Below are 19,450 nucleotides of genomic sequence, written 5' to 3'. Positions count from 1 at the left end.
TGAGGTCTGCGCAGGTCCGCCGGGGCGCGCAAACCAATCCATATTGATATCACGACATCACAAATCTATTCCGATATTTTGATAAACCCGGCGCTGACCGTTGCGGTGCGGCGATGTTGCCCTCCTTAGTTCATGCAAATGCATCGGAGGCGCCTCATGAAATCCCGAACCAAAGTAGTTGTCATCGGCGGCGGCATTGCCGGTTGTTCGACCCTCTATCACCTGACCCAGGAAGGCTGGAGCGACGTCGTTCTGATCGAGCGCGACGAGCTGACCTCGGGCACCACCTGGCATTCCGCGGCGCAGGTCACCAACTTTGGCGGCAACCAGACGATGGTGGGCCTGAAAAGCCACTCCATCGCGCTTTACAAGAAGCTGCGCGACGATCCGGAATATCCGGTGGGCTACCATCACGGCGATGGCGGCATTCGCCTGGCCAATACCGAAGCGCAGATGCAGGGCTATCGCCACTTCGCCTCCATGGCGCGCGGCATGGGCGTGACCTACGAGGTGATCGATGCCGAGGAATGCGCGCGCCGCCATCCCTTGATCTCGACCGACAACCTGCTGGGCGGCCTGTGGGATGGCGAGGACGGCGATATCGACCCCGCGCAGCTGTGTCAGGCGCTGGCCTTTCATGCGCGCAAGGCAGGGGCGGAAGTTTACCGCCAAACGAGCGTGACCGGCCTGACCCAAAAGGCGGACGACACCTGGACGGTCGAGACCGACAAGGGCAATATCGACGCCGATATCGTCGTCAACGCCTGCGGCTACCGCGTGAACGAGGTGGGCGCCATGATGGGCGTGCATCACCCCGTCGCCTCGATGGAACACCAGTATTTCGTGACCGAGGACATCCCGGCCATCGCCGAGGCCGGCCACCGTATGCCGCTGCTGCGCTGCCCGATCTCGGACTACTATTCGCGGCAGGAAAAGAACGGCCTGCTGGTGGGTTTCTACGAGCAGGATTGCCGCACCTGGGGCATGGACGGCATCAGTCCGGATTTTACAAACGATCTGTGCCCGGACGATCTGGACCGCGTGATGGACGTGCTGGAGGGCGCATTCGAGCGGATGCCCGTGCTGACCGAGGTCGGCATCAAGCGCGTGGTCAACGGCCCGATCACCTACACGATCGACGGCGCGCCGCTGGTCGGCCCGATCCCCGGCAAGCGCAACGCATTCTGCATCATCGGGTTGCGCGCGGGCCTTGGCGAAGGCGGCGGGCATGGCTGGCTTCTGGCGCAGCAGATTGTGCATGGCGAGGCGCAGTATGATACGTGGGTCATCGACCCGCGCCGGTTTACCGGTCACACCAATGTCGAGTTGACGGCGCTAAAGGCGATAGAGGATTACCAGAACGAATTCCGCTTTCACTTCCCGCACGAGCATCGCCCGGCGGGCCGTCCGGCCAAAACAACGCCGCTGACCCCGATCATGGCCGCCGAAGGTGCGGAATTCACCGTCGTCAACGGCTGGGAGCGCGTCGATTACATCAAGCCCGGCCCCGATTTTCACCCCACGCTCAGCTTCAATTTCGACGAGGCAACTTCCGTTGTCGCCGCCGAGATCAAGAACGTTCAGGAGAATGTCGGACTGTGCGAGGTCAACGGCTTTAACCGGTTCGAGATTACCGGCGCGGACCGGCACAGTTTCCTTGACCGCATGTTCTGCGGCGCGGTGACGAAACGCGCAGGCCGCGTCGGGCTGGGCTACCTGCTCAACCATCACGGCATGGTCAAGGGCGAGGCAACCATCGCCAACCTGCCCGCCAGCGACCGGGGACCCGAGCGTGTCTGGTACGGCTCGGCTGCCGCCAGCGAGGTCCATGACATGGACTGGTTGCAGGCGCATCTGGCGGAGGGCGAGGATGTCACGATCCGCAGCCTGACAAATGATCAGACGATCCTGGTGCTGGCCGGCCCCAAGGCGCGCGATGTCCTGTCGGCCTGCGCGCGCGGCGACTGGTCCAGGACGGCGTTCCCATGGCTCAGCGTGCGCGAATGTTTCATCGGCTTTGCACCGGCCACCGTGCTGGGCGTCAGTTTCTCCGGTGAATTGGCCTATGAAATCCACGTGCCGAACGCGTCGCTCTATGCCGCTTACCTGGCGCTGCGCAAGGCGGGCGAGGCACATGGGCTGAAGCTGTTCGGCGCGCGCGCGGTCGACTCGATGCGGTTGGAAAAGGGTTTCCTGCACTGGAAGGCCGACCTTCTGACCGAGTTCGATCCGTTCGAGACATCGCTCGACCGGTTCGTGAAGCTGGAAAAGAGCGAGTTCGTCGGCAAGGACGCGCTGCTGAAGCGCCAAGAAGACGGCCCGCGCAAGAAGCTGGTGACGCTGAAGGTCGACGCGGATCACGCCCCCGCGCATGGCGGCGCGTCGGTCATGCGGGATGGCAAGGTCGTCGGCACCGTCACCTCGGGCGATTGGGGGCACCGGATGGGCATGAACCTGGCCTATGCGTTTATCGAGCCGGATTTGAGCGCGGAGGGCAGCACCATGCAGATCGACCTCTGCGGCGATCTGGTGAGCGCCGAAGTCATCGCGCCCTCGCCCTACGATCCCGGCTACGCCCTGATGCGGGCATAGTGCGCCATGACGACGGTTCAGATCACAATTCTGGTCGAACAGGGGTTCGTGCCGACCGAGCTGGCGCTGGTGCAGGACGTCCTGCGCATCGCCGGCCGGCTGGGTCAGGGCATCCGTTTCGACACCCAGGTTTGCACCACAGCAGGGAATGACCTGATCGAAGGGATGGGCGGCATGTTCATACGCGCCCAGCCGCTTGCGCTGGGTGAGGAGGTCATGCCCGACCATCTGATCGTCCTGGGCGGCGCGGGCATCACCGCCCGGTTCGCGCAGTTGCGCGCCCGGCTGCGGTGGAGCGAACGCATGGGTCTGAACATCATTCTGATGTCTGACGCGGCGTCGGAGTGGCAGCGGCTCAACCCCGAAGGCGGGCAACTGACCAGCCACTGGGAGGATCATCAGCTATGGTCCACCGCGCTTTGCCACCAAGGCGGCGATCTGGCGCTGTTTTCGACCAGCGGCCGCATCACCACCGCCGCTGGCATGATGTCGGCTGCCGATGTCATCCTCGGCCAGATCGTGGCCCCGCGATCATCCTGGCTGGCGCAGGCGGTGGGCAACATACTGCTGATGGACCGGATCCGCGACGGCGCGGCGCGGCAGCCGCGCAGTGAAAACGACGTCAATGCGCTGCGCCTCGTCAATCTGGAGACGACGATCGCCGCAATGGAGGGCAATCTGGAAGACCCTCTGTCAACGACCGATCTGGCCGCTCTGGCGGGGCTGTCGGTCCGCCAGTTTGAACGCAGGTTCAGGAATGCCCTTGGGCAAAGTCCCATGGCCTTTTACCGCACCCTGCGGCTGCGCCGCGCCAAGGCGCTAATCGAACAGACTGCCATGAAGATCACCGAAATCTCGGTGGCTTGCGGTTTTGGCAGTCCGTCCGGCTTCTCCAAGCATTACGCCAACATGTTCGGCGTATCACCCTCCCGACGCCGCACGCAACTGTCGGCCAAGGCCGTTCCATTCGGCCCCACCTCCAATACACAAGGATATCAAGATGCACCTGTCCCGTTTTCCGCGCACCCGCCTTGCCCATCTGTCCACGCCGCTGGAGCCGATGAAACGCCTGTCAGACGAACTGGGCGTTGATCTGTGGATCAAGCGCGATGACTGCACCGGTCTGTCCACCGGCGGCAACAAGACCCGCAAGCTGGAGTTCCTGATGGCCGAGGCGCTGGAGCAAGGCGCGGACATGGTGATGACCCAAGGTGCAACCCAGACCAACCATGGCCGCCAGACCGCCGCCGCCGCCGCCAAGCTGGGCCTTGCCTGCCATCTCCTGCTGGAGGATCGCACCGGCTATGACGAGGCCAACTATAACACGAACGGCAACGTGCTGCTGGATCACCTGCACGGCGCGACGACGCAGAAATTCCCCGCCGGTCACGACATGCCCGGCGAGATGGAGCGCGCCGCCGAGAAGAAACGTGCCAAGGGGCATAACGTCTACGTCATCCCCGGCGGCGGATCGAACGCAACCGGTGCGCTTGGCTATGTCAACTGCGCGTTCGAGTTGCTGGGCCAGTTCAACGACGCAAGCCTGAAGGTGGACCGTATCGTGCATGCCACCGGATCGTCCGGCACGCAGGCGGGCCTTGTGGCAGGCATGTGCGCGATGAATGCGCAGATCCCGGTGCTGGGCATCGGCACCCGCGCGCCGCAGCCCAAACAGGAGCAGATGGTTTACGACCTGGCCTGCAAGACCGCCGAGAAGCTGGGCTGCCCCGGCGTGGTTCAGCGCGAGCATGTCATGGCCAACACCGATTATGTCGGCGAGGGCTACGGGCTGCCAACGGGTAGCGGCATCGAGGCGATCCGCATGTTTGCCGAGCTGGAGGGTATCCTGCTGGACCCCTGCTATTCGGCCAAGGGCGCGGCTGGCCTGATCGATCTGGCGCGCAAGGGCGAATTCAAGGGCGAACGGGTCGTGTTCCTGCATACCGGCGGCGCGGCCGCGCTAGGCGGATACGATTTTGCCTTCGACAGCAGTGACCGCTGGGTCACGCTCTGATCATGGAGGTCGCCGTGGCGCGCAGATTTACAGGCTCGTTCACCCAGCAGGAGCCACTCCCCGCGGACGCCATCGCCGCTGCGGTGGCGGTCCTGCAATCGGGGCGCCTGCACCGCTACAACCTTGTCAGCGGCGAGCCGGGCGAGGTTGCGCAGCTGGAGGCGGAATATCGCGATTGGCAAGGCAGCGCGTACTGCCTTGCCGTCACGTCGGGCGGCCAGGCATTGCAGATCGCGCTGCGCGCCTGCGGCGTGCGCCCCGGCGATGGGGTACTGACAAACGCCTTCACCCTCGCCCCGGTGCCCGGCGCGATCAGCGCCGTGGGCGGCAATGCGGTGCTGGTCGAGATCGACGAAACCTTGCGGCTGGATCTGGACGCTCTGGAGGCCAGGATCGCAAGCTCGGGCGCGCGCGTCCTGCTCTTGTCGCATATGCGCGGCCATTTGTGCGACATGGACCGGCTGATGCGTCTTTGCGACGGCGCGGGCGTCACCGTGATCGAGGATTGCGCGCATACGATGGGCGCGCGCTGGAACAAGACCCGTTCGGGCAATTTCGGCAAGGTGGCCTGTTTTTCGACGCAGACCTACAAACACATGAATTCCGGCGAGGGCGGCTTTCTGACCACGGATGACGCCGCGATCGCGGCGCAGGCAACGATCCTGTCGGGCAGCTACATGATGTATGCGCGTCATGGCGCCGGCCCTGCCCCCGAGGCCTTTGTCGACGCGCGCTATGACATGCCGAATTGTTCGGCCCGGATGGATGCGCTGCGCGCCGCGATCCTGCGCCCGCAACTGGCGCAGCTGGACGGTAATGTGGAGCGCTGGAACCTGCGGTATCGCGCCGTCGAGGCAGGGCTGAAGACGCATTCGCGCATCACCACAATCCCGCTTCCCAAAGAAGAGCTTCACGTTGGCTCGTCCATCCAGTTCCGGCTGCCGGGTTTCAGCGCCGATCAATGCAGGGCCTTGATGGATGCGGCCAAGGCGCGCGGGGTCGAGCTGAAGTGGTTCGGCGCGGCCGAGCCTGTCGGCTTCACCTCGGCGCATCCCAGCTGGCGTTACGTGGCGACGCAGGATCTGCCGCAGACCGACCGCATCCTTGCCACGCTGTTTGATATGCGCCTGCCGCTCAGCTTTTCCGAAGCCGACTGCACCCTGATCGCCGACCTGATCCGCGACGCGGTGGATGAGGTGGCGCCATGAGCCGCAATCTCGTCGGGGTGCTGGGCGGTATGGGGCCTGAGGCGACGATCCTTTTGCAGCAGCGCCTGCTGGCCACGGTTTCGGCGCGCGATGATGCGGATCACATCCCGCTGCTGATTGACATGAACCCGCAGGTGCCGTCGCGCATCGCTCATCTGATCGAGGGCACCGGCACCGATCCTGCCCCCACCCTCGCGCAGATGGCGCAGCGGCTGGAGGCGGCGGGCGCCACCGCGCTGGCAATGCCCTGCAACACCGCGCATCACTATGCGCCGGCGATCGCGGCGGCGGTGTCCATCCCGCTGCTGAACATGGTGGATCTGTCGGTGGCCGATGCGGCGACAACCGCGCCTGAGGGCGCCGGCATCGGCATGCTCGCCTCACCTGCCGTCCAGCGGACCGGCGTTTTCGATCCCGCCCTTCACCGCGCGGGCATGACCGCGCTTTGGCCCGAAGACACCGGCCGCATGCTGAACGCGATCCGAAGCATCAAGGCGCATGGCCCCACGCAGGAGGCCCGCCAGATCCTGCAAGACACAATAGAGGAACTGGCGGCCAAAGGCGCAGCTGTCATGTTCGTCGCCTGCTCCGAATTTTCGCTGCTCGCGCCCGATTTGCGTGCCGCCGTTCCGGTCATCGACACGGTCGATGTGCTGGCGCGCGCGATCCGTGACCACACCCAGATGACATCGAGGTAACGCCATGACCATTACCTACCTGAAGACTGCCGATCCCCGCCCGGCGGCTGAAAACAATGATATCCGCGACATCGTCGCCATCATGCTCGCCAATATCGCGCAGGGCGGCGAGGCGGCTGTGCAAGACTACGCGCAAAAGCTGGACGGCTGGACCGGCGACATCGCGCTGCCGGACGAGGCCCGCCGCGCCGCCTGTGCCCGTGTGCCGGAAGACCTGAAGGCCGATATCCGTTTTGCGCAGGCCAATATCAAGCGCTTTGCCGAGGCGCAGAAGGCGACGATGGGCGAATGCGAGATCGAGGTGATACCCGGCCTCATTGCCAGGCAAAAGCAGATCCCCGTCTCCAGCGCGGGCTGCTATGTGCCGGGCGGGCGTTACAGCCATATCGCCAGCGCGCTGATGACCATCACCACGGCCAAGGTCGCGGGCGTGCCGCATATCACTGCCGTGTCGCCCACAAGGCCGGGTATCGGCATCCCCGATGCCATCGTTTTTGCGATGGATCTGTGCGGCGCTGACCTGATCCTCAACCTTGGCGGCGTGCAGGGGATCGCCGCCATGGCCAAGGGGCTTTTTGGCGGCAAACCCGCCGATATCCTAGTCGGCCCCGGCAACAGCTATGTCGCAGAGGCCAAGCGGATGCTGTTCGGCGAGGTCGGCATCGACATGTTCGCCGGTCCGACCGATAGCCTCGTCATCGCCGATCGTACCGCCTCGGTTGAGACTGTCGCGTGGGATCTGGTCAGCCAGGCTGAACATGGCACCGACAGCCCCGTCTGGCTGGTCAGCACCGACCGGGCGCTGGCGACGGGCGTGATCGCCCGCGCACCCGCCATTATCGACAGCCTGCCGGAACCGAACAGGTCCGCCGCCCGCACCGCATGGGCGGACCGCGCCGAGGTGATCCTGTGCGCCACCCGCGAAGAGGCCGCCGAAGTGTCGGACCGCTACGCGCCCGAGCATCTGCAAGTGCAGGCCGAAAATCTGGATTGGTGGCTGGACCGCCTCACGGCCTATGGCTCGCTGTTTCTGGGCAAGCAGACCACCGTTGCCTTTGGCGACAAGACGTCCGGCCCCAACCATGTGCTGCCAACCAGCGGCGCGGCGCGCTATACCGGGGGGCTGTCGGTGCATAAATTCACCAAAACCGTGACATGGCAGCGCTGCAACGCCGCCGCCTCGCACGAGCTGGCCTTGCGCACGGCGCGGATCAGCCGGGTCGAGGGGATGGAAGGCCATGCGCGGGCCGCCGAATTACGGCTGCTGCCTCAACCCGCCTGACCCGCACCGCTCTGCCGATCCACCGCATCGCCCCGCCGCAGAGGGGCGGATGAAACTTGCCGACCCACCTCACTTCGGGAGCCACGCCATCGTCACCCTCATGAAATCCCGGATCGAGCCCTATTTCGGGGGGCTGCTGCTGGCCACGGTCATCGCGGGCTCTGCCACCTTCATGTCCGAGCATTACGGCGCGCCCGTGATGCTGTTTGCCCTGCTGATCGGCATCGCGTTTCACTTCCTGTCAGAACACGAGAGCTGCGTCGCGGGAATCGACTTTGCGGCAAAAACCTTGCTGCGCTTTGGTGTCGGGCTGCTGGGGCTGCGCCTTGGCTTCGCTGAGGTGACCAGCCTCGGGATCGCACCCGTCGCGGCAATCGTCGCGTTCGTGCTGGCAACGCTCGCCTGCGGCGCGGCGATGTCGTATCTCTTTGGCCGTCGCCTGGCCTTTGGCATGCTGGCCGGCGGATCCGTTGCGATCTGCGGTGCGTCTGCGGCGCTGGCGATTGCCTCGGTTCTGCCGCCGCACAAGGACCGCGAGCAGGACACGCTTTTCGTGGTGATCGCCGTCACGGCCCTGTCGACCATCGCGATGGTGACATACCCGATCCTGTTTCAATCGCTCGGGCTCAGCGCCGTCCAGAGCGGTTTTCTGGTCGGCGCGACGATCCACGATGTCGCGCAGGTCGTCGGCGCCGGCTACTCGATCAGCGACGAGGCCGGCGTGATCGCCACCTATGTCAAGATCCTGCGCGTTGCGCTGCTGCCCGTGGTCGTGCTGGTCGTCATGTTCAGTTTCCGCGGCGCGCAGCAACAACGCGTCAGCGTGCCATGGTTTCTGGTGATGTTTGCAATCTGTGCCATCGTGGCGAATCTGGGGGTCGTGCCGACAGCCCCGATGGCGCTGCTAAGCGAGGTATCGCGCTGGTGCCTTGTCATCGCGATCTCCGCCCTTGGCGTGAAAACCAGCCTTGGCCGGATCGTCAAAGTCAAGGCAAGCTATAGTATCATATTGATTGTCGAAACGCTTTTCCTGCTGACGATAGCACTGATTTACACACTGTATACAGCAACTTAGACCTATCATTCAGGTATTCCTGAACGAGTCGGTGGAGTTGTCCACACGTAGGTGGATTTGCCAGCCTTCGCCGACAACCCTGCAAACCCGGCGACATGCTCTTCAATGATTGGCCCGGATTGCTGCGGAAGGAACGCGCTTCTGTGCTGTCGCAAGGTGATCTTCGCCAGACATAACGAGCGCGCCGACGTCCAGATTGTCGTGCCAAAGCGCGCATCTGTCCCAAAAAAGCAGGGCAACAGACACCTCCGGCATCCACGTCTGGATCAGACAGGATCTGTCGCTGAAGGCAAAGACCTGAAACGCCGATACAGACTGTCTACCGCGATCCGCTTTGTCGGCCTCCCGCGTGATCCGGCAACGTCTGATCTAAAAACACTCCGCGATTTTCCGCACCTATAAACAGGATTAAATGACATGCGCGAACGGCAAAGACATGCGGCGTGTCAAAATTGGAAAAGTGGCGCGGTTGACGGGACTCGAACCCGCGACCCCCGGCGTGACAGGCCGGTACTCTAACCGACTGAGCTACAACCGCGCATGAGGGATGGATTAGTTGAGGTGGCCGTGGGCGTCAATGATGAAATGCACCGATTTCAGGCCGCCTGCCAAATTCTTGTACTGGAAATGACATGCGAAAGAGTGGCCCGGTCTGGGGCACTCTTTTGCGCGGTATCATGGAGAAAATGCAGTGATGGCGCGGTTGACGGGACTCGAACCCGCGACCCCCGGCGTGACAGGCCGGTACTCTAACCAACTGAGCTACAACCGCCCACTGCGCGCCTTCGGGGCTGTTGCCCGCCTAGCGTTGCATGTCTTTAGTCGGCCAGATCAGGGGCGTCAAGCGTGAGTTCGCGCAAAATGCATCAATCGGACGCGGCGCGTGACGGGTCCAGCGTGTGGCCCATCTGGTGCATCCATTCGCGCACCCCCGCACGCACGGCGTCATAGACCGCCCGGCCCGCCACCTCGCCCAGTTCGGTGTGCATTCCGGCGTATGCAACATCGCCCGCACGCGCGGCCACGGCAATGCAATCGGTGCCGGTGCCTGTGGCGCGGCCCATGGGCAGATCGAATCCCCCCTCCATCACCGCCGCCGTGCGCGCGGAGGCCGCGATGCTGAGCGCCTCGATCAGTGCGGCATCGGTCAGGCCGGCGCCCGCCCCAGTATCCAGATTCAGCGCGATGTTGATCGTGCCCCAATCCTGCCCTGTGCGGTCCATGCGCCTTCCGATCCGCTCGGCATTCGAGAGCCCGACAGTGGCGACGGCTGTGGCGCGTACACTGCCTGCCGCCGCGCGCGCCATGTGGTGGTAACAAATGTCGCGCGATGTCAGGAATGTCACCGCGTCCAGCGCGCCGCGCGCGGCAAGCTGTCCGTGCAACCACGCGCCCACGTCCAGATCCTGCGGCAGATCCGCGTTGCGCACCCCGCGCCACAAAATGCGCCGCGCCGTGACCAATCCGGGGCGGTTGATGGCCCAGCTCAGCACGCGCATGTCGCCGCCCAGGTCAAATTCCAGCCACGGCGCATCAAATGTCAGGCAGCTTTCGGCGCCGCTCACCGCGCCGCCTCGATCCGGCGGCGGGCCTCGGCCATCTGGGCAACGGCGCGCAGCACAAAGGGCGTGCCGCACACCCAATCGTGATCGCTGATCGCGGCGCGCGCCGCCTGCCTGCTGAGCTGCCGCACAACAGGATGATCCATGATTTCCTCGGCGCGCGATCCACCGGGATAGCGCCGCGCGGTAATCACCAGATCCGGCTGAAGCATCGCCAGCACCTCAAGCGGCAGCTTGCCCCAGCCATATCCCGCCTCAGCCGGTGCATTGCGCAGCCCGGCAGCGGACAGGATTTCGCCCGACAGCGACGCGTTGCCCGATGTATACCCATTGGCCGAATAAAGCGCCGCACGCGGCGCCTCCGGGCCGGGCGGGCCAGTCTGCCCATCGCGCAGCCGGGCCAGATCCGCATCGAACCGGGCAATCATCGCATCGGCCGCCGCCTCGCGCCCGAGTGCGGCGCCCATCTGCGCGATGCGCGCGCGCACGTCGTCAAACGAATTTGCGATGCCGAACTGAATCACCTCGATCCCCAGCTTGCGCAGCAGCGCAACCGTGTCGCGGCTGGTATATTCGCCGGCAACGACCAGACCCGGCGCCATGGCATGCACCTCTTCGGCGCGCCCGGTATTGATGTGATACTGCCCCGCCTGCCCGGCCATAGCCGACACGCGCGTATCCAGCGCGATGCGGCTGACGGACAGTAATTGCTCTGGCGCGGCCAGCAGCATCGCCAACTGATCGGTACACAGGTTGATCGACACCACACGCTGCGGCGCGGCGGCGACCGGCACAGCGGGCAGCAATATTGCGGCGCACAGCGCCGCGCCTGCCGCACCTGTTTTCAGGCGCCTGACGACAGCGCGAACAGGTCTTGCAAAGGCGGGGGCGTGATCATCTGGCACGGTGATACCTACGGGCGGTGATGCGTTTTGCCTGCACCGGGGCACGCGGCGCGGGTTCAATTTCTTGACGATCCTATACCTTGCCCAATCGCGTCGAAATGTCCACGCCCGGTACGCGCGCAGCCATCCGGTTCGACGCGTCACGCGCTGGAAGGGTCATTCCCGTCCGGCAGCGCCTCATCGCCCGGCCCGGAGGGGGTGTTGGGATGGGGCTTTGTATCCTGGACCAGATTGGTGGCGTCTGTACTCCACCGGCACGCGATTGCCTGATAGTTCTCGAACAGGACAGCGTGATATTCCCACGCGCGCGTGCCATCGTCCCACTTCCAACGCTCTCGCTGGATAAAGCCGGCGGCGGCGTTCCAGTCGCGCACGAAGGGGCCGCGCATCCAGGATTTATAGATTTGCTCATCCAGTATCTTCTTGGAAATACCGATCGCTATCAGCTCGTAATGGTTCAGATAATTCAGGACGGCCTGACGCTCGTCCTTGTCCTTCGTTTCCTTTGGATCATGCAGCTTGGCAAAGCTGTCCTGGCGGCGATGATAGCTGAACGCCGCGTGCAGATTCTGATAATGCGGCGTCGATTCGACCTTTTCGATCATGTCCAGCGTTGCGCACTGCCGGGCCGATGATCGCGCGGTTTTCACGCCGAAAAACGCCACGACAACCGAAATTGCAATCACCGCAGGCCCGACAAGGGCGGTCCACTGAAAACCGGAAGCGACGCAAACCACCAAGGTCTGCGTCGCTTCTGCGGCTATTACATCTGAACAGGAGACTTAATCCCGGGCACCTTCTCTAGGTAGCATGTTCGCTCTCCTCCTGATGGTCATATCATTGAAGGGACTGTTCCGCAGAACATTGCCACTGTTAACGTCGCTATAACGGGCAAGCGCACCCTTTGTTTCATACAAAGTGTTAACATCACCTCAATTTATCAACCCAAAGAGGCAACTGACGCACGAATATCTTCGATACACTACCATAATGGTCAATATTATCGACAGATATCTGCGATTCCGGCGGCATCACGCCACGTATCAGCCACCAAGATCAAAAACCGAGACTTCGTGGCCGTCGAATATGCAGACGAATGGTGGGTGATGAGGGACTCGAACCCCCGACATTTTCGGTGTAAACGAAACGCTCTACCAACTGAGCTAATCACCCGCTGGCCACCCTCTAGCGTCATGCGTGGCCTCTGGCAAGGGTGGTTTACGCGGCGCGCGGCAAAATTCGGCGCCGCGCGGGTTATGCCCCAGAAGCGTCGATCCCGCGTGCATCACCGGCAGTCAGCCGCGTCTCGCGGCCTTGGCTCAGATGGTAGATGCAGCCTTGGGCATTCTCTTGCATGCCCATTTCCTCCGGGCTCAGCCCCTTGACCAGGCCGCGCAGAACCTGCCCCCAAAGGCCATGGCCAACAACGATGGCAGGCGCATCAAGGCTGTTTGCGAAATCCTCAACGCGGGCGATCAACTGCTCAAGCGTTTCGCCATCCGGCGCGGATGTGTAAGTCAGCAGATCCGTCTTGCGCTGCGGCAAATCGGCCTTCAGCTGCCCCTCCCACGCGCCGGCGGCGACTTCGGACAGGCGCGCGTCGATCGTGATGGGCTGCCCCGGCAGCGCAATTTCGGCCGTCTGCCGCGCGCGGCCCAGAGGGGAGACATGGATGCCACCACCGCCTGCCGCGATTTCGTTCAAAACGCCAGCGGCATTCCCCGCCTGCATCCGGGCCTGCCGCTGCCCAAGCGCCGTCAGGGGCGAATCAAGATGCCCCTGAATGCGGCCCTGCGCGTTCCATTCTGTCTGTCCGTGCCGCAAAAACCAGATATCCGGCCACCCGGATCGCGCAGATGCAGTCATGTCAGACGCCCCTCATTTCGCAAAAACTTCAAGAGCATCGGAATTACAAAGGAAAAATGGTGGGTGATAAGAGATTTGAACTCCTGACATCTTCGATGTGAACGAAGCGCTCTACCACTGAGCTAATCACCCCTGAGGCGGTTTTTAGCGTCACTCGGCGACGTCTGCAACCGCTTCTTTGTCCCAAATATCGCCGGGATCCTTGTGGCCCGGCGCGCCGGCCGTGGCGCCGTCCCCTGCCCCGGTTTTCTGGCGGATGCTGGCGACGATTACGCGCGCCTTGCCGGTTTCCTTTTTGCGTTTCTGGGTGAGCTTGCCCAGCGGCTGCAGGTTCAGGTCGCGCCCCTCGGCCAGAGTGTCGCCCAGAACGGCCAGCATCGCCTCGATCACGGGTTTGGCATGTTTTTTCTGAACGCCCGACCGCTCGACCACCTTGGCGATCAGTTGCTGCCTTTTCATCGGCGCGTCGGCGTCTTCGGTCACGTCGACCTTGGGCGCGCGGACGGGTTTGCCGACCTGCGGTTGCTTGGGCATCGCCTGCGGGGCTGCCATTTTCGGGCGCACGGCGGCGGGGGTTATCGGGGCCTCTGTGCTGGGGCTGGGGCTGGCTGGTTTTTGCCCCTTGGATTTCGCCTTGTTGCCCGCTTTTTTATGGTTCGCCATGGTGGCGGCCTCCTGATTGTTTCTTGTTTGGTAACAGATTACCTGCACGGCATGGATTGTGCCAGTGATCTGTAATGCGCAGCACAGCCGTCTCAGCGTCCCTTGAACAACCCGCCGAGGATGCCGCGCACGATGCGCCGTCCGGTGGTGCCCTTCATTTCGCGCAGGACCGCATCCCCGAAGGCGCGGCCCAACTCGCTGCCCATGCTGCCCCGCTGCGGCTGCGCGGTGGAGCGGTCGACGCGCGCGCCGGTATAGCGGCGCCCGGCGTTGAATTCGCGCTGCGCGGCGGATTGATCCTCGGCGATCTGCTCGGCCTTGGCGGCGTCCTGTGCGGCGCTTTCGGCGCGGGCCTTGAGGATTTCATAGGCTGATTTGCGGTCGATCAACGTCTCGTACTTGCCCGCCACGGGCGAGGCTTGCATTGCGGCGTGGCGTCCTGCGTCATCAATGGGGCCAAGTCTGGACGATGGCGGGCGGATCAGGGTCCGCTCGACAATGCCCGGCACACCCTTGTCCTGAAGCATGGAAGTGACCGCCTCGCCCACGCCGACATCGCGGATGGCGTCGACGGTCGAGAACCGCGCGTTCGGGCGGTAGGTTTCGGCCGCCCGGCTCAGCGCCTTGCGGTCGCGCGCGGTAAAGGCGCGCAGCGCATGCTGCACCCGATTGCCCAGCTGGCCAAGGATATCCTCGGGCACATCGTCGGGGTTCTGGGTGATGAAATAAACGCCGACCCCCTTGGAGCGGATCAGGCGCGCGACCTGCTCCACCTTGTCGACCAGCGCCTTGGGCGCGTCGTCGAACAGCAGATGCGCCTCGTCAAAGAAGAACACCAGCTTCGGTTTGTCCGGATCGCCCACCTCGGGCAGCGTCTCGAACAGGTCCGACAACAGCCAGAGAAGGAAGGTCGCATAAAGCCGCGGCGATCCCATCAGCTTGTCCGCGGCCAGAATGTTGATCTGCCCGCGCCCGTCCGCGCCGACATGCATCAGATCGGCCAGATCCAGCGCCGGCTCGCCGAACAGCTGCGTGCCGCCCTGATTTTCCAGCACCATCAACTGCCGCTGGATCGCCCCGACCGAGGCTGTGGAAACGTTGCCATAGCGCAGCGACAGCGCGGCGCGGTTTTCGCCCACCCAGACCAGCAGCGCCTGCAAATCCTTCAGATCCAGTAGCGGCATCCCCTCTTCGTCCGCGACGCGAAAGGCGATGTTCATGATCCCCTCCTGCGCCGCGCTCAGATCCATCAGCCGGCTCAGCAGCAGCGGGCCCATATCGGCCAGCGTGGTGCGGACCGGATGCCCCTGCTGGCCAAACAGATCCCAGAATGTGACCGGAAACGCGCTATATCGGTAATCGGTCAGGCCGATCGTGGCGGCGCGGCTGCTGAACGCCTCGTGCAGTTTGAAATCCGCGCTGCCTGCGGCGGCAAGGCCGGACAGATCGCCCTTCACGTCCGACAGGAACACCGGCACACCGGCGGCCGAGAATCCTTCGGCCAGGATTTGCAGCGTCACCGTCTTGCCCGTGCCGGTCGCGCCCGCGATCAGGCCATGCCGGTTGGCATACTTCAATGGCAGTGTTTGTGCCTGCGAATAGTCCGGTCCGCCGCCGCCGATAAAGATGCCGTTGCTCAAAATTTCGCCTCCCGCTGGCGCCCACTGTTATTTACGTCCGGCGCGACCATACATTCTTAACTTCTGCGTGACAGTATCAAATCCATTCCGATGCTCGTGTGTCCTTGGCATTGGGGTGATTTCCTCCCTGTCAGACTGGCCGCGCCTTCGGGTGCGGTCTTTTTTTGTGGCGGGAACAAGGTTCATTTTGACTGTTGACGGGGATTTGATGCTGACGTAGCGTCGGCAGCAATTATTAAGTCGGCCAAGTCCGGCAGGGAGAAATGAGAGGGGGCCGCATGGCCCCTTTTCTACGTCCTGCGGTTGGTCTGTGGCCACATCCGCGCCGCGCGGAAATTCGCCATCGGGCGCGGCGGGCGACGCGATTTGACCCTGACAGGCGCGGCGGGCCATGTTAGATCGCGATGTAACTTACACTGACGACGGGGAAATCATGCAAAATTCACTTTCCATTCTGTCCTTTGCTGCCGCGCTTGGCCTGGCCGGCGCCGCATTTGCACAAGATACCGGCGCGGCCGATTCAGCCCCGGCAGAGGAGCCGGCTGCCGGCGCCGCCACTGACGCACCCGCAGACGCGCCTGCGGCGGATACTGCCACGGCAGACACGGCAGACGCGCCCGCCGCAGATGCACCGGCTGAAAACGGCAACGCCTTTTCGACCGGAACGGAGGTGGCCGATGCGGAACCTGCCGTCTACATCAAGGAAAAGTTCGGCGATTGGAATCTGCGCTGCTTCCGCAATGACGACGGCGAGGATCCTTGCCAGCTGTACCAACTGCTGCGTGAAAAAGGCGGCAACCCGGTTGCTGAATTCAGCATTTTCCGCATCGAAGGTCAGGCGCCCGCCGTTGCCGGCGCCACTGCGATCGTTCCGCTGGTCACGCTGCTGACCGAAGAGCTGAAGCTGTCCGTCGATGGCGGCACCGCCAAAAGCTATCCCTACCGCGTCTGCACCGAAGCAGGCTGTGTGGCGCAGATCGGTCTGACGCAGCAGGACGTCGACGTGTTCAAGAAGGGCGCGAAGGCGCAGATGGTACTGGTCCCCGCACAGGCCCCCGACCAGAAAGTGGTAATCGACGTTTCGCTGAGCGGCTTCACCGCCGGGTTTGAAGCCGTGGGTAAATTCGTCGAATAAACACCGCATCACGCATGTAATGATGAGGGGGCGGGCCGACTGGGCCTGCCCCCTTTCACGTCGCGGCGATGGGTCTGTCTGATATGGCGCGCATCGCCGCCTACTCCGCCCGGCGCAGCGCCAGGACGGCATTCAGACCGCCAAAGGCAAACGCATTGCTCAGCGCGACGTCAACATGGGTCTCGCGCGCCGCGTTCGGCACCACGTCCAGCGCGCATTCGGGATCCGGCTCGTCATAATTGATCGTGGGGGCGACGATCCCGTCGCGCACCGCCATGATGCAGGCCAGCAGTTCGACCGCGCCGGTGCCGCCGATCAGATGGCCGTGCATCGACTTGGTCGAGGACATCATCAGCCGGTCGGCATGGCGCCCGAATACATCGGCCACGGCGGCACATTCCGTTTTGTCATTGGCAGCGGTGCCGGTGCCATGCGCATTGATATAGCCCACATCCTCGGGGTTCAGCCCCGCATCGCGCAGCGCGCCGGATATGGTGCGGGCCGCGCCATCCTTGGACGGCATGACAATGTCGCAGGCGTCCGACGTCATCGCGGCGCCAACCACCTCTGCCAAAATTTCGGCCCCGCGCGCACGGGCACGCTCGTACTCTTCAAAGACGAAAACGCCGGCGCCCTCGCCCTGCACCATGCCGTTTCTGTTGGCGCTGAACGGGCGGCAGGTATCCTTGGACATGACGCGCAGCCCCTCCCACGCCTTGACCCCGCCAAAGCACAGCATGGACTCCGATCCGCCGGTCAGCATCACGGGCGACTGGCCGCAGCGCACCATCTGAAACGCCTGCGCCATCGCGTGGTTCGAGGACGCGCAGGCGGTCGAAACGGTGTAGGACGGCCCATGCAGCCCCCACGTCATCGACACATGACTGGCCGCGGCATTGTTCATCAACTTCGGCACGACAAAGGGATGAACGCGGTTCTTGCCCTCCTCGTAGACGCTGCGGTAATTTTCATCCAGCGTGGTCATGCCGCCGCCGGAATTGCCCAGAATGACACCCGCCCGCAGGGCCAGCGCATCGTCAAACGCGATGCCTGACTGCGCCACCGCCTGCCGCGCGGCGATCAAAGTGAACTGGGTAAACCTGTCATAAAGCGCCAGTTGCTGACGGGTAAAGGCCGCCTCGGGATCATATCCCTTGACCTGCCCGCCAATGCGGATCGACAGGCGGTCGACATCGCGAAACTCCAGCGGGCCGATGCCGCAGCGCCCCTCGCGCATCGCCTCAAGCGTGGTGGCAACATCCGTGCCAAGCGCATTGATCGTGCCCGCGCCGGTGATGACGACGCGTTTCACGATTGCTCGGCGATCAGCCGCTGTACGCTGGCCACGATGGCCCCAACGGTGGAGATGTCGAAATCACCCGCCGAAGGCTCGTTCGCATTGAAGGGGACGGTGATATCAAACGCCTCCTCAATCGCGAATATGCTTTCGACAAGGCCCAGCGAATCCACGCCCAGATCCTCCAGGCTGCTGTCCAGCGTCACGTCGGACGGCTCCAGCATGGCCTGCTCGGCGATGATGGCAATCACGCGGTCGGATATGCTCATGACGGGTCTCCTTGGGCCGGTTGAACCAGTGCCGGGCGTTCCGGATGCTGCCCGAAACCTGCGCCAGACCGATGCACGGGGCCGGTGCAGGCAGTGCGCTGCGCTCCGGCTGGATATGAAAACGCTTTAGTCACTCTGGCCGACCTTGAAAACAGCTTTCTTCAGGGCTGCGACATCAAGGGCCATCCGGCCCAGACGGCGCATATGTTTGTACATGTCGATATGGCTGTCCATCTTCATCGCCGGATAGCCCAGAATGACGCGCCCGGCCGGCACATTGCTCAGGATCTTGGTGCCGCCGCCGGCGATCACGTTATCCCCGACGAACAGGTTGTCCCCAACACCGACCTGCCCCGCCAGCACCACGTTGTTGCCGATGCGCGACGATCCGGCAATGCCGACCAGTCCGCACAGCAGCGTATCGGTGCCGACCACCACGTTATGGGCCACCATCACCAGCGTGTCGATCTTGGTCCGGTCGCCGATCACCGTATCGCGCACCGTGCCGCGGTCGATCGCGGCATTGGCGCCCACTTCGACATCATCGCCCAGCCGGACAGAGCCAAGGCTGTGAATCCGCACGTAAGATTGCGCCGCCGCGCCGCCCTGATCGCCCAGCGTCTCGCGGACGGATTCAACGCCTGACTTTTCTGGCGTGACAAAGCTGAACCCGTCGCCGCCCAGCACCGCGCCCGGATTCAGAATGACCCGCGCGCCGATCCGCACCCGCGCCGCAATGCGCACGCCCTCGCGGATCAGGCCATTTTCGCCAATCACGGCGTCGGCCCCGATAAACGCCTGCGGGCCAATCCTGCATCCGGCGCCGATCTGCGCGCGCGGTCCGATCACCGCCAGCGGCCCCACATGCACGCCCGCACCCAGAACGGCGCTGTCGTCTATCACGGCGGAGGGGTGAATGCCGTCGCCCCAGCCTTCGCCAAGATCCATCATCGCGGTCAGCCCCGACATGGCATAGCGCGGGCGCGGCGCGATGATCGCGGCCTCCAGCTCCAGCGCCTGCCAGTCGGCGCCCTCCCACAGCAGGGCCGCGCGGGCGCGCCCTTGCGGCAGAGCGGCGGCATATTCAGGCTTGGTCGCCAGCGCCAGTTGGTCCGCCGCTGCATCCGCCGGCTCGGCCAGTGCGGACACACGGATATCGGTCGCACCAAAGGCAGGCGCCCCCAGTGCCGTCGCAATCTGCTCAATCGTATAGGACATGGCTACCCCCTTCTGACGGGGCGATA

At 63.7% G+C, this 19,450-nt stretch carries 17 protein-coding genes and 4 tRNA genes; 8 read left to right on the top strand and 13 right to left on the bottom strand.

What is annotated here, in order from left to right; genetic code table 11:
- Positions 1-156 precede the first annotated feature (156 nt).
- From DQ230_RS11760 to DQ230_RS11730, 7 genes are read left to right on the top strand one after another with little or no spacing between them, the layout of a single operon-like run.
- Positions 157-2,592: a GcvT family protein gene (locus tag DQ230_RS11760; RefSeq protein WP_113912818.1), complete on the top strand. Its 2,436-nt coding sequence runs from the start codon at positions 157-159 to the stop codon at positions 2,590-2,592.
- A gap of 6 nt (positions 2,593-2,598) precedes the next feature.
- Positions 2,599-3,684 carry a GlxA family transcriptional regulator gene (locus DQ230_RS11755; protein ID WP_113912817.1) on the top strand — a complete coding sequence of 362 codons (1,086 nt, stop codon included), beginning with the start codon at positions 2,599-2,601 and terminating at the stop codon, positions 3,682-3,684.
- Entirely contained in the window at positions 3,593-4,606 is a 1,014-nt protein-coding gene (cuyA, locus tag DQ230_RS11750) for a D-cysteate sulfo-lyase (protein WP_113912816.1), read from the top strand. The genes DQ230_RS11755 and cuyA overlap by 92 nt, the downstream gene beginning before the upstream one ends.
- Before the next feature lie 14 nt (positions 4,607-4,620).
- Complete coding sequence (locus DQ230_RS11745; RefSeq protein WP_238987506.1) at positions 4,621-5,814, top strand: DegT/DnrJ/EryC1/StrS family aminotransferase; 1,194 nt, start codon at positions 4,621-4,623, stop codon at positions 5,812-5,814.
- Complete coding sequence (cuyB, locus tag DQ230_RS11740) at positions 5,811-6,512, top strand: cysteate racemase (protein WP_113912814.1); 702 nt, start codon at positions 5,811-5,813, stop codon at positions 6,510-6,512. Before DQ230_RS11745 ends, cuyB begins: the two co-directional genes overlap by 4 nt.
- Before the next feature lie 4 nt (positions 6,513-6,516).
- On the top strand, positions 6,517-7,794 hold the full coding sequence (gene hisD, locus DQ230_RS11735; protein ID WP_113912813.1) for a histidinol dehydrogenase: 1,278 nt from the start codon (positions 6,517-6,519) through the stop codon (positions 7,792-7,794).
- Between the two features lie 49 nt (positions 7,795-7,843).
- Positions 7,844-8,869 carry a YeiH family protein gene (locus tag DQ230_RS11730; RefSeq protein WP_238987505.1) on the top strand — a complete coding sequence of 342 codons (1,026 nt, stop codon included), beginning with the start codon at positions 7,844-7,846 and terminating at the stop codon, positions 8,867-8,869.
- A 461-nt stretch (positions 8,870-9,330) separates the two neighbouring features.
- Here DQ230_RS11730 and DQ230_RS11725 read toward each other — a convergent pair.
- From DQ230_RS11725 to DQ230_RS11680, 10 genes are all read right to left on the bottom strand, one after another.
- A tRNA-Asp gene (locus tag DQ230_RS11725) sits at positions 9,331-9,407 on the bottom strand.
- 157 nt (positions 9,408-9,564) lie between these two features.
- Positions 9,565-9,641: transfer RNA gene (locus DQ230_RS11720), tRNA-Asp, on the bottom strand.
- A gap of 94 nt (positions 9,642-9,735) precedes the next feature.
- A complete protein-coding gene (locus DQ230_RS11715) occupies positions 9,736-10,434 on the bottom strand; it encodes an adenosylcobinamide amidohydrolase (protein WP_338050515.1) in 699 nt (232 codons plus the stop codon).
- Positions 10,431-11,336, bottom strand: a complete 906-nt coding sequence (locus DQ230_RS11710) for an ABC transporter substrate-binding protein (protein ID WP_338050514.1) — start codon at positions 11,334-11,336, stop codon at positions 10,431-10,433. The genes DQ230_RS11715 and DQ230_RS11710 overlap by 4 nt, the downstream gene beginning before the upstream one ends.
- A 140-nt stretch (positions 11,337-11,476) precedes the next feature.
- Positions 11,477-12,073 (bottom strand): DUF4760 domain-containing protein, encoded by a 597-nt coding sequence (locus DQ230_RS11705; RefSeq protein WP_162497433.1) that lies wholly within the window; start codon positions 12,071-12,073, stop codon positions 11,477-11,479.
- 360 nt (positions 12,074-12,433) lie between these two features.
- Positions 12,434-12,509, bottom strand: a tRNA-Val gene (locus tag DQ230_RS11700).
- Positions 12,510-12,590: 81 nt separating this feature from the next.
- A complete protein-coding gene (locus DQ230_RS11695) occupies positions 12,591-13,202 on the bottom strand; it encodes a histidine phosphatase family protein (RefSeq protein WP_113912810.1) in 612 nt (203 codons plus the stop codon).
- A 57-nt stretch (positions 13,203-13,259) separates the two neighbouring features.
- Positions 13,260-13,334, bottom strand: a tRNA-Val gene (locus DQ230_RS11690).
- An 18-nt stretch (positions 13,335-13,352) separates the two neighbouring features.
- Entirely contained in the window at positions 13,353-13,865 is a 513-nt protein-coding gene (locus DQ230_RS17375) for an HU family DNA-binding protein (RefSeq protein ID WP_238987504.1), read from the bottom strand.
- A 92-nt stretch (positions 13,866-13,957) separates the two neighbouring features.
- The gene (locus DQ230_RS11680) at positions 13,958-15,505 is read right to left on the bottom strand and encodes a helicase HerA-like domain-containing protein (RefSeq protein ID WP_113912809.1); all 1,548 of its coding nucleotides are present in this window, start codon (positions 15,503-15,505) and stop codon (positions 13,958-13,960) included.
- Between the two features lie 433 nt (positions 15,506-15,938).
- On the opposite strand from DQ230_RS11680, the gene DQ230_RS11675 reads away from it, so the two are divergent.
- Positions 15,939-16,640: an invasion associated locus B family protein gene (locus DQ230_RS11675; RefSeq protein WP_113912833.1), complete on the top strand. Its 702-nt coding sequence runs from the start codon at positions 15,939-15,941 to the stop codon at positions 16,638-16,640.
- Between the two features lie 100 nt (positions 16,641-16,740).
- Here the strand turns inward: DQ230_RS11675 and DQ230_RS11670 are convergent, their stop codons facing one another.
- The 3 genes from DQ230_RS11670 to lpxD form a co-directional block, all read right to left on the bottom strand.
- Positions 16,741-17,952: a beta-ketoacyl-[acyl-carrier-protein] synthase family protein gene (locus DQ230_RS11670; protein WP_113912808.1), complete on the bottom strand. Its 1,212-nt coding sequence runs from the start codon at positions 17,950-17,952 to the stop codon at positions 16,741-16,743.
- Entirely contained in the window at positions 17,949-18,206 is a 258-nt protein-coding gene (locus tag DQ230_RS11665; RefSeq protein WP_113912807.1) for an acyl carrier protein, read from the bottom strand. Before DQ230_RS11665 ends, DQ230_RS11670 begins: the two co-directional genes overlap by 4 nt.
- Before the next feature lie 126 nt (positions 18,207-18,332).
- Positions 18,333-19,424, bottom strand: a complete 1,092-nt coding sequence (lpxD, locus tag DQ230_RS11660) for a UDP-3-O-(3-hydroxymyristoyl)glucosamine N-acyltransferase (protein ID WP_113912806.1) — start codon at positions 19,422-19,424, stop codon at positions 18,333-18,335.
- Between the last annotated feature and the right edge of the window lie 26 nt (positions 19,425-19,450).

It is taken from the genome of Roseovarius dicentrarchi (assembly GCF_003316635.1).
GTDB lineage: Bacteria > Pseudomonadota > Alphaproteobacteria > Rhodobacterales > Rhodobacteraceae > Roseovarius > Roseovarius dicentrarchi.
Note: the sequence above shows the minus strand (reverse complement) of the source record. Positions and strands in the feature narration are given on the sequence as shown.